This is a genomic window from Bradyrhizobium sp. Kon58 (genome assembly GCF_055807455.1).
In genome coordinates this window covers 25,710-39,604 of sequence record NZ_JBVVOT010000036.1, presented here as the reverse complement: position 1 = coordinate 39,604, position 13,895 = coordinate 25,710, and the positions used below count along the sequence as shown (strand labels likewise).

The following is a 13,895-nucleotide window of genomic DNA, read 5'->3' as shown; positions in this document are numbered from 1 at the left end:
TCGTCGGGCAAAACACCGGCAGGATGGTATTATCCCCACGAACCACATCTCTCGTCCTCGCGACTAACGATCGCCTCCGCGTTGAGGCGAAAGTTCGGATGGAGCTGACCTGTGGCGCTTGCCTTGCCGTCGCGTGCGTATGATTTGCAGATGCTGGACCGGCCCGCCGATCGCGCGCGTGATCATGGCTGGGTCTACGGCCTGCCGCCGGGCATCACGAGCGAGCAATGGCCGCTCGATCCAGTCACCGGGTTTCCGCTGATGCACGGCTTCACCTTGAAGCTGCCGGAGGATTATCGCGTGCATGGCGAGGACATCGTCGCGGTGTCGTTCTTTGCCACGCCGCCCGATCACAACGACGGCGGGGCACCCGACGATCCCGAGATGCGCGAGGCCGTGCTGGCGCGACCAGCGCATCCGCGGCTTTCGCGTATGACCGACATCCTTGATTACGAGTATGCCGCGCTGCTGCTGACGAAGCATGAGTACGAGGGCCCGTTCGCAACGCCGCCCGCGCCGCTTCCGCTTGCGACAGTGGAGCGGCCGCGCTGGCTCGATGTCGGCGGCGCCAGCGCTTTCTTCGAATCCGCCCCGCCCTTCGCGCAGAAGATGTTCGCCGGCCCTCCGCGGGGTGACCTGGCGGAGAATCTCGCGATCGCCTTGATGCCGCGCGCGACCGATCCCAATGCCGGCAAGGCCCCGCAGGACCCGCACTTCCCGCGCAACCCGCCGAGCGACTATCAGTCCTACTACTTCTTTGTCGACGGCGTCCCGAGCACCGAAAATTTCCGCTCGCATGACTGGGGCAAGGACCACGCTCACAACCACCTCGGCGGCACCATGCGGCCCTGCCAGGCCGTGCCGGAGATGAGCCCGTTCTACATCGAGTTCGAGGAATATTTCGGCGGCTACAATTTCGGCAGCGGCAACGCGCAGCTCGACTTCAAGGACATGAAGTTCGAGTGGGCGTGCGGGTGATCACGCCCCGCGCTTCGGCCCCATCGCCTCGAACCCCGCCTTCTGCTCGTCGCTCAAATCCGCCTCGAAATCGTCGAGCGCGTCACTAACGCCGTTCACCGCCTGCAGCATCATCTCCAGCCGCGCCTTCACCGCCGTGAGGCGTGCCTGTGGTGTCGGTGCGGCCTGTGACGGACAGGCGCTGAGCGTTTCCATGGTGCGCAGCGTGGTGTCCTGGAGCACGTCGAGACGCGCGCGGGCGGTGTCGTCGAGCTTGAGGGTGGAGGCGATCTCGGCCGCGGGCCATTGCTGCTGAATGAGCTGCTCGTATTGGCGCTGCAGCTTCTCGTCGTAGCGGGGATCGCTGTCCGCCTGGCAGGCCGATGCCGCCTGGGGATTCTTTTGCTGGATCGACGCGAGCGCGGCGCGGCGCTCCTTGGCCAGGCCGTCGAGCTTGGCCTTCTGGTCGTCGTCGAGGAGATCGACGAATTTTGCGAGCGACGGCGCGACCGCGTCCGTCGCCTTGATCATGGCCTCGATGCGCTCGCGCATCAGGCCGAGGCGCTCGATGGCCGTCGCGGGGACCTGCGTCGGACAGGCGGCGCGGATGGTGTCGCGCGCGGATGCCCAGGCGGCGGCGAGCTCGTCGAGCGCTGTGCGCTGCAATTCATTCGGTTGCACGATGGCGGCGATGCGATTGACCGGCAGGCCGCCGGTGTCGCTGGCATCGCAGACCGTCTCCGCGGTCGGGACTCGCCGTCCGCGCCGGCCGTGCGGCGCGGTGTAGGCGGCAAGCTCCGTGGCCGCATAGGGCGCGAAGATCGCGGCATAGATGTCGCCATAGCCATAGAGCGAGAGGCTGGTCGTATCGCCGAGGATGATTGCGGTGGTGAGATCGTCATGCGCGAACGGCCAGAACACCGGGCCGACCCAGCCGTAGCTGCCGTCGGGATGGCGCCACCAGCCCTGCGGACGGCGGCCGCCGCGCCAGCCCGACAGCGCAGCTTGCGCCGTCATCGCGGCACGAAGCACGTAAGGATTCGCAGGCTGGCCGCGCTCTGAGCCGCGAGGATCTTGCGACCTCAACCCTGCGGAGCGGTATCGGCTGCCCCGCACCGCCATGCGGGCATGGCGCAAGCGCGACATGCCGATCATGTGGCCGACGGCAAAGCGCGCGACACCGAGCGGGCCGCCGCGGAAGCCGAACTGCGCCTCGGCGCGACCTGGCAACAGCACCGCCAGAATCACGAGGGTTGCGCCTGATAGCGCCAGCCCCAGCCTTGGCCTGAGCCCCAAGCGTGATCTCGACATGACCACTGACCTGTCCACCTTGGCCCTCCTCCGGCGCCAAGCGCGCATCGCGTCGCATCCCAATGACGCGCGAGGGAACCAAATGTTCCGGAAGCGCACAGGGCAAAGCGTCGCGGAGTGCGGGAGTGCCAACTGGGTGCGTCCTCGCGGAGAGAGCCCCTCACCCCGCCCTCTCCCCGTAAGAACGGGGCGAGGGAGAACAACAGCGCTCTTGGCTGCAAGAATGCACAAGAATGCAGGCGCCGCGGCGAAGCGTCGCCCTCACTCCGTCTTCTGCGGCACCACAAAAGTCTGACCGGGATAGATCAGATTGGGATTGTGGATCTTGGCGCGGTTGGCGTTGTAGATCACGGCAAAGCGGGCGCCGTCGCCGTAAGCGAGCCGGCTGAGCGCCCACAGGCTGTCGCCGCGGGAGATCACCCGGCTGCCGCCTGTTTCCGCCGATGCACCGCTGATGGCGTCCGCCGGCGAGGCCGATGCGACGGTCGTGGCCGCGGGCGCCCGCGCCATGACCCCCGACCCGCCCTTTGGTTTCGGTGCGCCCATCAATCTCGGCCGGGCCGCAGGCCTGTCCGATAAAGATGCCACGACATCCGACTTGTCGTCGGGCTTCTCGGCCTTCGCTTCCTGCTTCGTCTCTTGCCGCGCGACCGGTGCAGGGCGCGCGGGCGGCGGCGCGGCTTGGGCGATCACCACCGGCATGCTGCGGCCGGATTGCGTGACGGTGCCGTCAGGTGATTTCGCCCGCAGGGTCAGCTCATAGGAACCGGCGGGAAGCTGCGGCGGCGTCATCACGAATTGGCCCGAGGCATCCGCCACCACACTGTCGAGCGGCTTGCCGTCGCGCAGCAGCTCGACCTTGGCGCCCGGCGTCGCCTGGCCCGCGATCACCGCCGCCTCGCCGTGATCGTCGACGCGCGCGACGTCGAAACGGGGGCCGCTATCGGCAACCGCCGGCGGCGGCTTGACCGGTGCAAGATCGGCCAGCGCGGCCGTGACCTGCTTCTGGGTTTCAGCCAATGCACCCGCCTTCGGCTCGGGGGCCGGCGGCGGAGATGCAGCTGGTGCCGGCGGCGCGACCGCGGCGAGCTTGGGCTCTTCCGGCTTGGGTTCGACCTTGGGCTCGACCTTGGGTTCCGGCTTGGCGGCGATGTCGGTCTTCGCCCCCATCGGCAGCAGGCGACGCAGCTCGGTGGGGCCGATCACCAGCACGGTGCCGCCCACCGCGAGCACACAGAATGCAATGAAGGCCTTGGATGCGGTCACCATCGGAAACGAACCTTGATCAGGAAGAACTTTGCAAATCAATGGAGCCGGCAAGTTGCGCCGTTTTGGCCACGGCAGCAAGACGGTCGATAGGATGATGAGCCGGCACGGAGATGAACCGACGCACCCCCGCCGGTGTCAAATGCTCAAGGCCGCATCGCGGCATTTTTCTCGAGGAATTGTCCCGTGAACGCATTTTGCCGTCCCGCACAATTGCTTGTTGGGCTGGTGCTTGCCCTGACAATGGCCGCAACTCCAGGGCTCGCCGCGTCCGGCCCGCCGCCGGATTACATCCTCACCGACAATGCCGATCTCGCCTTCACCTCTCCCGACGGCGCCACTGGGATCGAGCAGTACATGAAGGACGGCGGGGATTTCGACGTCAAATGGCAGGCCTGGGCGAGGCGTGGCGAACAGATGACGGAGCTCAAGCCCGAGCAGGGTTACGGCGCCGGCTTCCGCTTCACGCCCGACTCGCAATGGCTGGTGCGGATGCAGAAGACCGGCTCCGGCGAGCAGGACCTCTATCTCTACCATGCCGAGAAGGGTGCTTTCGTCAGCGCGACGAAGACCTCGCTCAGCGATTTGGCCTGGGCCTATTTCCACAGCCGGCCGGACACCGGGAAGATGAAGCTCGACTACCACATCTCGGCCAATCTCGTGAAAGGCACCGAACAGGCCTATCGCGGCCTCGGCGTGCACTGGCCGGACAACCGTTACCTCGTGATCTCGCTGTCGGGCGAAATGGACAAGCATCCGAAGAACGTCGCCGTGAAGGGATTGGCAGACTGGCGCTGCCGCTATGATCTCAAGACCGGGACCTTCGACGTGCCGGCGATGTTCGCCAGGACCAATGCGGAAGCGCTGAGGTGGGAGATCCGACGCTGAGGGAACCATGGGCCACCGCGACTTCAGACAAGCGATGGAACCAACCCTCTGATTACGCTCCGATTCATGTTTTCCTAACCCTTACTGGTAACGTGGCCTTGTCGGTTTTGCCGCATCTTGCATCCCACGGGAGGGCTGCATGGGCACATCGATCCGATGGAGCGCGCGCATGCGCGCGTTGCTGCGCCGTTGGCGCGGCGCGCCGCTGACATGGCTGATCGCAGGCGGCTTCGTGCTGATGGCCGCAATGGCGATCGGCACCGCGCTCACCGTCGACCGCTTCCGGCAGAACGCGATCGAAAGCGGACGCGACAGCCTTGAGAGCGCGGTCCGATTGCTCGCCCGCCATTTCGACCGCGAGTTCGAGGACTTCGCGGTGCTGCAGAAGAGCATCATCGCCGAGCTCGAAAGCCACGGCATCGAATCCGCCGATGTCTTCCGCAGCGAGATGGGCACGCTCGCTGTGCACGAAGTGCTGCGCGCCAAGGCCAGCGGCTGGTCCGACGTCGCCGGTGCCAATTTGTTCGATGCCAAGGGCGTGCTGATCAACTCGTCGCGGCGCTGGCCGGTCGCCGATGTTTCGGTCTCCGACCGCGGCTATTTCGATCGCCTCAAGAACGATCCGGCCTCGCAGGAGGAGGTCGAGGTGGTGCCCGGACGGTTGGGCAGCGGACCGGCGATCGTGTTCGCCCGCCGCGTCTCCGGTCCTCACGGCGAATTCCTTGGGCTGGTCTCGCGCGCGATCGCACCCGACCAGCTCGAATCCTTCTTCGCCTCGAGCGGGCTCGGCGAGGACTCCTCGATCGCGATGCACCACCAGAACGGCCAGTTGCTCGCGCGCATTCCGCATGTGGACGCGATGATCGGGCAGAATTTCCGCAACGGCACGCCCGAGCAGATGGCCGTGTTCGAGCGCACCTTCGTCACGACCCAGCTCGCAAGCCCGATCGACGGCAAGGATCGCATCGTCGCTGCACGCCTCCTGGCCGGCGAGCCGCTGGTGGTGGTCGCGACCAAGTCGCTGGATGCGACGCTGGCGTCATGGCACACCCAAACCAAATTCTTCGTGGCCGTCGCCGTGCTCTCGATCGGCCTGCTCGTGCTCACGCTCTATTTGATCTTCCGCCAGATGACCCGTCGGCTCGCCGTGGAGAAGCACCAGCTCGACACCGCGATGAACACGATGACGCAGGGTCTCCTGATGTTCGATCAGGACGAGCGGCTGATCGTCTGCAACCGGCGCTACATCGAGATGTACGGACTGTCGGCAGACGTGGTGAAGCCCGGCGCGTATTTCCGCGAGGTGATCCAGCATCGCCAGGACACCGGTTCGTTCCATGGCGACGTCGATGCCTATTGCGACGACATTTTGGGCAATGCCGGGCAGACGCAGAGCACGATCGTCGAGACCTCGGATGGCCGCCTGATCGAGATCAAGAACCAGCCCGGTGCCGCCGGCGGCTGGCTCGCGACCCATGACGACGTCACCGAGCGCATCCGCGCCGACGAGCGCATCGCGCATATGGCGCATTACGACGCGCTGACCGACCTGCCCAACCGCGTGCTGATGCGCGGCCATCTGGAGCGGCGCGTCGCGGAGCTTGCCCAGGGCAAGCCGTTCGCGATCCTCTATATCGACGTCGACGAGTTCAAGGGCGTCAACGATTCGCTCGGACACGAGGTCGGCGACGAGTTGCTGCGCCAGGTCGCAAACCGCCTGCGCGCCTGCGTCAGCGGCAACGACATGGTCGCACGGCTGGGCGGAGACGAATTCGCCATCGTCAAGGCCGGCACAAGCGATGTGGCCGAGCTGACGGCGCTGGCTGAGCAGATCCTCAAGGCGCTGCGCGCGCCCGTAAACTACAATGGCCAGGAAATCCCGACCGATGCCAGTATCGGCATCGCGATCGCGCCCGACCACGGCGACAATCCCGACGATCTGCTCAAGCGCGCGGACCTCGCGATGTATGCGGCGAAATCCGAGGGCCGCCGCACCTTCCGTGTCTTCGCGCCCGAATACGACGCCAAGGCGCGGCTGCGCCGCCAGCTCGAGTTCGATCTGCGCCAGGCGCTGGCCCGCGGCGAATTCGAGGTGCACTACCAGCCGCTGGTCGATCTCGCGGCCAACGTCGTCACCGGCTGCGAAGCGCTGCTGCGCTGGCACCATCCGGAGCGTGGCATGGTCTCGCCAGCCGACTTCATCCCGGTTGCGGAAGAGACCGGATTGATCGGCGAGATCGGCGAATGGGTGCTGAGGCAGGCCTGCACCGAGGCCGCCTCCTGGCCCGGCGATATCCACATCGCGGTCAACGTCTCACCGGTACAATTCCGCTCGCGGACATTGGCGCTGAAGGTCGCCGCCGCCCTCGCCGAGTCGGGTCTCGCCCCCGGACGGCTCGAGCTCGAGATCACCGAGACTGTCCTGATCCGCGACGACCAGGAGGCGCTGACGATCCTGCAGCAGCTGCGCGAGCTCGGCGTACGCATCGCACTCGACGATTTCGGCACCGGCTATTCGTCGCTGAGCTATTTGCATCGCTTCCCGTTCGACAAGATCAAGATCGACCGCAGCTTCATCTGCGACATCGGCGAACCCGAGGATTCCTCGCCGATCGTGCAGGCGGTGGTGCACATGGCCGCCGCCCGCCACATGGTGACGACCGCGGAAGGCGTCGAGACCGAAGCCCAGCGCAAAGTGCTGCTCCAGCTCGGATGCAGCCAGATGCAGGGCTGGCTGTTCAGCCCGGCCGTGCCGGCGACGAAACTGAAGCAGCTGTTGTCGGCACAGGCGGCCGCAGCCTAGCAGCGCCCGGGTCATCCGGTCCCCTCCTTTTGGAGGATTTCCGGACGAGGCTTGTCCGCTTCGAAATCCGGCCATCCCGCGCCACAAGCGTGCCCGATCGCGACATCGATGTGACGGCCGTGTGGCGGCCTGCCCCCCTTTTCTCACAAGCACTTCTCCTCCCCGCCCGCTCACCGTGCGTTCGCGAAAGCGCGGGCCGGCTTGGAGCAGGATCGGACAAAGCATGCCGGGTTCAGGAAATACGCACCGCAACCGCGGCGCATAGAACACGCGCCGTTCCGTACAAATGCGGACGACTGATCGAAAGCCCGAGTTGATCAGCAGGAGCCACATCATGACCGGGAACACTGCACTCATGCGCAATCCCTCGCACAAGGGCTTGCCGCCCGCACCCGACGCACAGCCTGACGACCGCTCGACGTCCGAGCGGCGCGCCGCCGACGGGGAGATGGCGCGCGTGCTCAGGACCCAGCCGTTTCGCATGGCGCTGGACTCCTCCGGTGCCGGTATCGCGCACTGGAAGCATGATCCGCTGCACGACGTTGTCGAGCCCATGCGCCATCACGTGATCATGGCGCATAAAGGCGTGATGCAGCGCATGGAGCGGCGCTCGGGAAAATCGATCGCGATCGGCACGTTTCGTCCGGGGGTCGTGAACATCGTTCCAGAAGGGTCGAGCTCCCGATGGGACATTCCGAAGCCCGTCGACGTCGTGCAGCTCTACCTTCCCGACGCAACGCTGCAGCGCATCGCCGGCGAGGCCGGGACCGCCGGGACCGCCGAATTGATCGAGCGAACGGCGCATCCCGACACGATCACGTCCCGACTGCTCCTGAGCGCGGCGGATTCGCTGGAAAGCCATGGCATCCTTGATACGCTGTTCCGGCATCAGCTCACGGATCTTCTGGCCACGCGCCTTTTGGCTGCGCATGCGGGATCGCCGACCACGTTCCAGCCGACCATGGGCGGATTGGCGCCGAAGGTCCTGCTCCGTGCGATCGAACGATTGCGCTCAGACAGTGAAGCGGACGTCTCGCTCGATGCGCTGGCGTCCGATGCCGGACTGTCGCGCTTCCATTTCTGCCGGTCCTTCAAGGAGAGCACCGGGCTGTCACCACATGCCTGGCTGCGCCAGCACCGGCTCGAGCAGGCCATGAACATGCTGCGGGACAGCGACGAATCGATCGTCTCGGTCGCCGCGGCGCTTGGTTATTCCTCGCAGACCGCCTTCGCCGCGGCATTCAAGAAGCTGACGGGCGAGACGCCGAGCGATTGGCGCAGGCGCATGCGTTAGCAGCAATCTCTCGACAGCGACGGCAATCGCGCTGGGGCAACGGCAAATCGGGTCAGCTACATCATCTCCATGTCCAGACCAATCGAGGGAGACCAAAGATGACCTGGAAAAACTTCGTCAGCCGACGGCTGATGTCGTCACGCCGCCGAAGCCTCGCGACCGCGACCTTGTACGGACTCTCGCTGGCCGTTCGCTTCACGTCGGCGACGGGCGAGGAAGTGGAAATTCCGGCCTACACCCTGCACCCGGCACGGCCGCCCGTTTCCATCGTGATCCGAAATGGCGCCGGCCTTCCCTATCAGGACTGGGGTCGAAATGAGCCTCAGCCCGTCGTCTTGGGCTACGGCCAGCCGCCGAGATCGGTGATGGCACGCTGCATCGGGCCCTAAGCCAGCGATCCAACCCACCCACGCGCCGACGCCGGACGCTGCCCTCAACGCAGCAGCGCGGTCGTGCGCGATCTTTCGAACAGCAACCAAGGAGAAAATCCATGCGACTCGTCATCATCGGCGCCGGCTTCGCCGGCATGTACGCCGCCCTTTCCGCAGCGCGGCTGCGCGACATCCGGGGCGTCTCGCCACAAGATCTGCAGATCGCGCTCGTCTCACTGGAGCCGACGCTGGTGGTCCGTCCGCGGCTCTACGAGCCGAAGCCGGAAACTCTGACGGCCCCGCTGCTCGAGGTCCTCGAGGCGATCGACGTCGACTACATCCAGGGGAGCGCCGAGACGATCAACACCGAGGCCCGAACGGTGCAGATCACGCCATCGAAGGGCGCGCGAAAGACGCTGTCCTACGACCGCCTGGTCGTGACCACCGGCAGCCGGCTGTTCCGTCCGAACATTCCGGGCCTCGCCGAGCACGGCTTCAGCGTCGATTCGCTCGACGATGCCGTTGCACTCGACAAGCATCTGCACGGTCTCGCGAAGCGGCCCGCCGTGAACGGACGCGACACCGTCGTCGTCGCCGGCGGCGGCTTCACCGGGATCGAAGCGGCCACCGAAATGCCGACGCGGCTGCGCGAAATCCTGGGCCCCAATGCCAGGACGCGCGTCGTCATCGTCGATCGCAACACTGCGATCGCACCCGACATGGGTGCAGGCGCCCGCCCCGTCATCGAGGAAGCCTTGCGCAAGGTCGGCGTCGAGACACGGCTCGGTGCCGGCGTCGCCGCGCTCGACGAGAGCGGCGTCACCTTGTCCAGCGGTGAGCACATTGAAACCGAGACGATGATCTGGGCAGCGGGCATGCGTGCAGCGCCGCTGGCCGGGCAGATTCCCGCCGAGCGCGACAATTTCGGACGGTTGCTGGTCGATCGCTGCTTGCAGGTGCCAGGCGTTCAGGGTGTCTTCGCTGCCGGCGACGCAGCACGCGCCGCCTGCGACGACGAGGGCAATTACGCACTGATGTCGTGCCAGCACGCCACGCGAATGGGCGCCTTTGCCGGCAACAATGCCGCGGCCGAATTGCTCGGCGTTCCGACCAGGCCCTACCACCAGAAGGCCTACGTCACCTGCCTCGACCTCGGCGAAGCCGGCGCGCTGTTCACACGCGGATGGGAGCGCAAGGTCGAGCTGGTCGCCGACGTCGCCAAGAAGACCAAGCGTGAGATCAACACCGTCTGGATCTATCCGCCGAAGGCGGAGCGCGCCCTGGCGCTCGCGTCGGCCGATCCGGAACGCGTGACCGACGTCTAGCGCACCAAGGCGATCACGGGCTGCGCTCTCCCCGGCGGCGCGGTCTGCTCAACCACCAGCCGGAAGCCTCTACCCTCGAACAGGAGACCAACATGAATCTGCACAACACCTCATATCCCGTGTCATCGGGACCCGAAGAGCTCGTTCCGTCGCGCTACGCGCTGAAGATCGGCGAGATCGACGTGCTGGTGGTCAGCGACGGCGTGCTGCCGCTGCCGACCAAGATGCTCGCGCACAACGCCGACCCGGCCGTGCGGGCGACCTGGCTGCACGACATGTTCCTGCCGCAGGATGCTTTCGACTGGGCGCTGAACGCCGTCATGGTTCGCAGCGGCGGCAAGACCATCCTCATCGACGCCGGACTGGGCTCGGACCCGAACCTGAACTTGCCGCGCGCCGGGCAGTTGATCAGGCGACTGGCGGCCGCGGGCATCGATCTTTCGGCGGTAACCGATCTGGTGCTCACCCATCTGCACATGGACCACATTGGCGGCCTGCTGGTCGACGGCGTGAAGCAGCAGCTGCGCAAGGACCTGCGGATCCACGTCGCGGCCGCTGAGGTCAAGTTCTGGGAAGCGCCTGATTTCTCCCGCACTGCCATGCCGGAAGGGTTTCCGGACGCGCTGCGATCGACCGCCAAGCAGTTCCTGAAGGAGTACGGCCCTCAGCTGCGGCTGTTCGATGATGAGCAAGAGATTGCGCCTGGCGTCGTCGCCCGTCGCACCGGCGGTCACACCCCCGGACACAGCGTGGTTCGCATGGCGTCCGGCGACGACGCGCTGACATTCGCCGGCGATGCGGTGTTTGCCGTCGGGTTCGAGCAACCCGACTGGTTTAACGGTTTCGAGCACGACCCCGAGGAGGCCGCGCGTGTTCGCGTTCGTCTCTTGCGACAGCTTGCCGAGACCGGCGAGATGCTGGTGGCGACGCACTTGCCGTTCCCGTCCGTGGGCCGAGTGGCTGCCGACGGCGACGCCTTCCGTTGGGTACCGGTGTTCTGGGACTACTGACCGCTTGCCGGGTTAGAGCCGAAGCAGGGCGCGGACTCGATAGGTCCGCGCCCTCCAAAATAGGATCAAACATCGACCCTCGCGGTTATCGCCCCGCTGAGACGGCTGGAACCGGTCGGCGGCGCCAGCCAGCATTGCGTCACGTGCCGCGCAGGCGGCTCCTCGTCTGCGCTCGTGCGCGCGCGAGATCGAGCGAGGCTATATGACGATCGCGGCATTCAGGATGGTCACTCTCGTAGCGGTTGCTGCCATGATCGGCCCATCCGTGCAGGCCCGCGACGACGGTCGCTATGCGAACTCTCCCCTCAAGGGCTGGTTCGAGAGCCTGCACAGCAAGGGCGGCGGTCCCTGCTGCGCCGACGCCGACGGCACCGCCCTGGACGATGTCGACTGGGACACGAGCAACGGACATTATCGCGTGCGACTCCTGGGCGACTGGATCGAGGTGCCCGACGACACCGTGATCACCGAGCCGAACCGCGCCGGCCGCACCATGGTCTGGCCGTATTACGTCAACGGCCGCGCCAAGATCCGCTGCTTCATGCCGGGCAGCATGATTTGAGATTTTGAATTCTGATGTCCCGGCTCGGCCCAGCATACGATGATGCGCCGCTGAACCGGCCGGCGCGGGCTCACTTGACCTGCTTGGCCGCGTGGATCTCGACGAACTCTGAGTCGGGATGGGCGACGATCGTGGCGAACATGATGCCACTGATGATGAGCGACCAGGCGGTGTCCCAATAAATCCAAAACACGTGCCAGCCTCCGTTTCGATCTGCTCCGCCCGCGGGATCAGGGTAACGGCAAGGCGAGGCTGCCGTTCCCAGTGCGCGGCGGCGCGGGCGAGGTGCTATTTTGGTTTGGTCGGCGCGGAGCTGGGATCGGTTTGGCCGGTGTGGCGCTTTGCCACGACGTCCTCGTCGCGATCGCCCTGATGCGGGCGCGGCGGCAGCTTGGGCTGGCCGGCCTGACCGCCATGCTTGCCGCCCATGTCGGGCTTACCTTCGAGATCGTTTTCACGGGGCATGCCGGTTCAATGCGCTCGCGCGGTATTGGTTCGCTTCGGCTGTGAACGAGTTCATAGGATCGCCGCGATTTGCAGTGCACGATCGCCAGGCCCGCCCCCGGGAGCATTCTCATTCATGTGACTGACGGATTCGGCCTGATGCGGAAACGACTCGTCGCCTGGACGATCCTGACCTGCGCGTTGCTCGCGGTCACCGTGTGGACCGTGCTCGGGCCGCCCCACACCCCGCCCGGGCCCCATCTGCCCTCCCGCACAGCGGCGATACGGTAGGTCTCCCACCGATACCATTTCGGCATCGATCGATCCCAATTGGAGTTTGGCGCGGCGGGGCGGCTGCCGCTATCCTCGCCGGCAAAACGACAAATGCCGCACCGGCATCCAGGAGGACCCCATGCTGAGACCGACCCGACGCATCAGATCCGGCGTACCCCGCGCCGCGATCGCCACCACGCTTGCTTTCCTCACTCTCATTTCTGGAGTCCGCGCCGGCATGGCCGAGACCTTCGCCTATGTCGGCAATGCCGACAGCAACGACATCAGCGTGTTCAAGATGGCCGAGAACGGCGAGATGACGCCCGTGCAGACGGCCGCCTTCACCGGCGTCGAAAAGCCGGGATCCTCGACGCCGCTCGCGATCACGCCCGATCATCGCGTGCTGATCGCCGGTGTCCGCTCGCAGCCGTTTCTCGCGGTGAGCTTTGCGATCGATCCCAAGACGGGCCAGCTCAGCCATCTCGGCAACGGCCCACTCGCCGACAGCATGGCCAATATCGCCATCGACCGTAGCGGCAAATTCCTGTTCAGCGCCTCCTATGGCGGCAACAAGGTCGCGCTGAATCCGCTGCTCGCCAACGGCGTCACAGGCGAGCCGAAGCAGGTGATCCCGACCGGGCTGAACGCGCACGCCTTCCTGCCCTCGCCCGACAACCGCTTCGCGTTCGCGACCAATCTCGGCTCCGACCAGATCCTGGCCTTCGCGTTCGATGCCACGACCGGCACGCTCACGCCGAGCGATCCGCCGGCTCACAAGGTGCCGGAGAAATCGGGGCCGCGGCATTTCGTATTCCACCCCAACGGCAAGTTCGTCTATCTCCTCCACGAGCTGAACGGCGACGTCGCGGCGTTCGCCTATGAGGCCAAGGGCGGCGCATGGGACGAGATCCAGCGCACCAGCGCGCTGCCCGAAGGATTTACCGGAAAGCCCTGGGCCGCCGACATCCACATCACCCCCGACGGCCGTTTCCTCTACACCTCCGAGCGTACCACCAGCACGCTCACCGCCTACAAGGTCGATGCGACAAATGGCAAGCTGACCACGGTCGGCAGCGTGCCGACCGAGAAGCAGCCGCGCGGCTTCCACATCGATCCCGGCGGGCGCTACCTTGCCGCAGTGGGCGAGCTCTCCGACAGCATGACGGTCTATGCCATCGACCAGAGCAGCGGCGCGCTCACCAAGCTGAAATCCTACGCCACCGGCAAGAAGCCGAACTGGGTGGAGTTCTTGAGCCTGCCGTGAGGGGGCTCCCTTTGGAGACTGCGGGACGAGTTCGGCCTGCATGGTTCGAGACGCCCGCTTTGGCGGGCTCCTCACCATGAGGGTCTGATATCGCGCCGCCAAGCCTGACCTCATCCTGAGGGCCCGC

The 13,895-nt window shown here is 65.9% G+C and carries 14 protein-coding genes; 10 read left to right on the top strand and 4 right to left on the bottom strand.

What is annotated here, in order from left to right; genetic code table 11:
• Positions 1-150: 150 nt before the first annotated feature.
• Positions 151-978 (top strand): hypothetical protein, encoded by an 828-nt coding sequence (locus tag AC0L20_RS34865; protein WP_473294969.1) that lies wholly within the window; start codon positions 151-153, stop codon positions 976-978.
• Here the strand turns inward: AC0L20_RS34865 and AC0L20_RS34860 are convergent, their stop codons facing one another.
• Positions 979-2,268, bottom strand: a complete 1,290-nt coding sequence (locus AC0L20_RS34860) for a Spy/CpxP family protein refolding chaperone (RefSeq protein ID WP_473294968.1) — start codon at positions 2,266-2,268, stop codon at positions 979-981.
• 261 nt (positions 2,269-2,529) lie between these two features.
• Positions 2,530-3,537: a LysM peptidoglycan-binding domain-containing protein gene (locus tag AC0L20_RS34855; RefSeq protein WP_473294967.1), complete on the bottom strand. Its 1,008-nt coding sequence runs from the start codon at positions 3,535-3,537 to the stop codon at positions 2,530-2,532.
• Between the two features lie 183 nt (positions 3,538-3,720).
• Here AC0L20_RS34855 and AC0L20_RS34850 point away from each other — a divergent pair, with 183 nt between their 5' ends.
• The 7 genes from AC0L20_RS34850 to AC0L20_RS34820 all read left to right on the top strand — a co-directional run bounded on the left by AC0L20_RS34850 (position 3,721) and on the right by AC0L20_RS34820 (position 11,787).
• Positions 3,721-4,422, top strand: coding sequence for a hypothetical protein (locus AC0L20_RS34850; protein ID WP_473294966.1), 702 nt, complete (start codon positions 3,721-3,723; stop codon positions 4,420-4,422).
• Between the two features lie 139 nt (positions 4,423-4,561).
• The gene (locus AC0L20_RS34845; RefSeq protein WP_473294965.1) at positions 4,562-7,225 is read left to right on the top strand and encodes a bifunctional diguanylate cyclase/phosphodiesterase; all 2,664 of its coding nucleotides are present in this window, start codon (positions 4,562-4,564) and stop codon (positions 7,223-7,225) included.
• 334 nt (positions 7,226-7,559) lie between these two features.
• Complete coding sequence (locus AC0L20_RS34840) at positions 7,560-8,519, top strand: helix-turn-helix domain-containing protein (protein ID WP_473294964.1); 960 nt, start codon at positions 7,560-7,562, stop codon at positions 8,517-8,519.
• 98 nt (positions 8,520-8,617) lie between these two features.
• A complete protein-coding gene (locus AC0L20_RS34835; protein WP_473294963.1) occupies positions 8,618-8,908 on the top strand; it encodes a hypothetical protein in 291 nt (96 codons plus the stop codon).
• 101 nt (positions 8,909-9,009) lie between these two features.
• Positions 9,010-10,215 carry an NAD(P)/FAD-dependent oxidoreductase gene (locus tag AC0L20_RS34830; RefSeq protein WP_473294962.1) on the top strand — a complete coding sequence of 402 codons (1,206 nt, stop codon included), beginning with the start codon at positions 9,010-9,012 and terminating at the stop codon, positions 10,213-10,215.
• Positions 10,216-10,307: 92 nt separating this feature from the next.
• The gene (locus AC0L20_RS34825; protein WP_473294961.1) at positions 10,308-11,225 is read left to right on the top strand and encodes an MBL fold metallo-hydrolase; all 918 of its coding nucleotides are present in this window, start codon (positions 10,308-10,310) and stop codon (positions 11,223-11,225) included.
• A 202-nt stretch (positions 11,226-11,427) separates the two neighbouring features.
• Positions 11,428-11,787 carry a hypothetical protein gene (locus tag AC0L20_RS34820; protein WP_473294960.1) on the top strand — a complete coding sequence of 120 codons (360 nt, stop codon included), beginning with the start codon at positions 11,428-11,430 and terminating at the stop codon, positions 11,785-11,787.
• 70 nt (positions 11,788-11,857) lie between these two features.
• On the opposite strand, the gene AC0L20_RS34815 is transcribed toward AC0L20_RS34820, so the two are convergent.
• Together AC0L20_RS34815 and AC0L20_RS34810 are read right to left on the bottom strand one after the other, a co-directional pair.
• On the bottom strand, positions 11,858-11,980 hold the full coding sequence (locus tag AC0L20_RS34815) for a hypothetical protein (protein ID WP_018456612.1): 123 nt from the start codon (positions 11,978-11,980) through the stop codon (positions 11,858-11,860).
• A 95-nt stretch (positions 11,981-12,075) separates the two neighbouring features.
• A complete protein-coding gene (locus tag AC0L20_RS34810) occupies positions 12,076-12,252 on the bottom strand; it encodes a hypothetical protein (RefSeq protein ID WP_473294959.1) in 177 nt (58 codons plus the stop codon).
• Between the two features lie 138 nt (positions 12,253-12,390).
• Here AC0L20_RS34810 and AC0L20_RS34805 point away from each other — a divergent pair, with 138 nt between their 5' ends.
• The gene (locus AC0L20_RS34805) at positions 12,391-12,522 is read left to right on the top strand and encodes a hypothetical protein (RefSeq protein WP_354127119.1); all 132 of its coding nucleotides are present in this window, start codon (positions 12,391-12,393) and stop codon (positions 12,520-12,522) included.
• A gap of 121 nt (positions 12,523-12,643) precedes the next feature.
• Complete coding sequence (locus tag AC0L20_RS34800; protein ID WP_473294958.1) at positions 12,644-13,768, top strand: lactonase family protein; 1,125 nt, start codon at positions 12,644-12,646, stop codon at positions 13,766-13,768.
• Positions 13,769-13,895 lie beyond the last annotated feature (127 nt).

Excerpts from the sequence above, each read along its gene's own strand:
- AC0L20_RS34865 (WP_473294969.1), top strand. The coding sequence starts at position 151 with ATGCTGGACCGGCCCGCCGATCGCGCGCGTGATCATGGCTGGGTCTAC.
- AC0L20_RS34860 (WP_473294968.1), bottom strand. The coding sequence starts at position 2,268 with ATGTCGAGATCACGCTTGGGGCTCAGGCCAAGGCTGGGGCTGGCGCTA.
- AC0L20_RS34855 (WP_473294967.1), bottom strand. The coding sequence starts at position 3,537 with ATGGTGACCGCATCCAAGGCCTTCATTGCATTCTGTGTGCTCGCGGTG.
- AC0L20_RS34845 (WP_473294965.1), top strand. The coding sequence starts at position 4,562 with ATGGGCACATCGATCCGATGGAGCGCGCGCATGCGCGCGTTGCTGCGC.
- AC0L20_RS34840 (WP_473294964.1), top strand. The coding sequence starts at position 7,560 with ATGACCGGGAACACTGCACTCATGCGCAATCCCTCGCACAAGGGCTTG.
- AC0L20_RS34835 (WP_473294963.1), top strand. The coding sequence starts at position 8,618 with ATGACCTGGAAAAACTTCGTCAGCCGACGGCTGATGTCGTCACGCCGC.
- AC0L20_RS34830 (WP_473294962.1), top strand. The coding sequence starts at position 9,010 with ATGCGACTCGTCATCATCGGCGCCGGCTTCGCCGGCATGTACGCCGCC.
- AC0L20_RS34825 (WP_473294961.1), top strand. The coding sequence starts at position 10,308 with ATGAATCTGCACAACACCTCATATCCCGTGTCATCGGGACCCGAAGAG.
- AC0L20_RS34820 (WP_473294960.1), top strand. The coding sequence starts at position 11,428 with ATGACGATCGCGGCATTCAGGATGGTCACTCTCGTAGCGGTTGCTGCC.
- AC0L20_RS34810 (WP_473294959.1), bottom strand. The coding sequence starts at position 12,252 with ATGCCCCGTGAAAACGATCTCGAAGGTAAGCCCGACATGGGCGGCAAG.
- AC0L20_RS34805 (WP_354127119.1), top strand. The coding sequence starts at position 12,391 with ATGCGGAAACGACTCGTCGCCTGGACGATCCTGACCTGCGCGTTGCTC.
- AC0L20_RS34800 (WP_473294958.1), top strand. The coding sequence starts at position 12,644 with ATGCTGAGACCGACCCGACGCATCAGATCCGGCGTACCCCGCGCCGCG.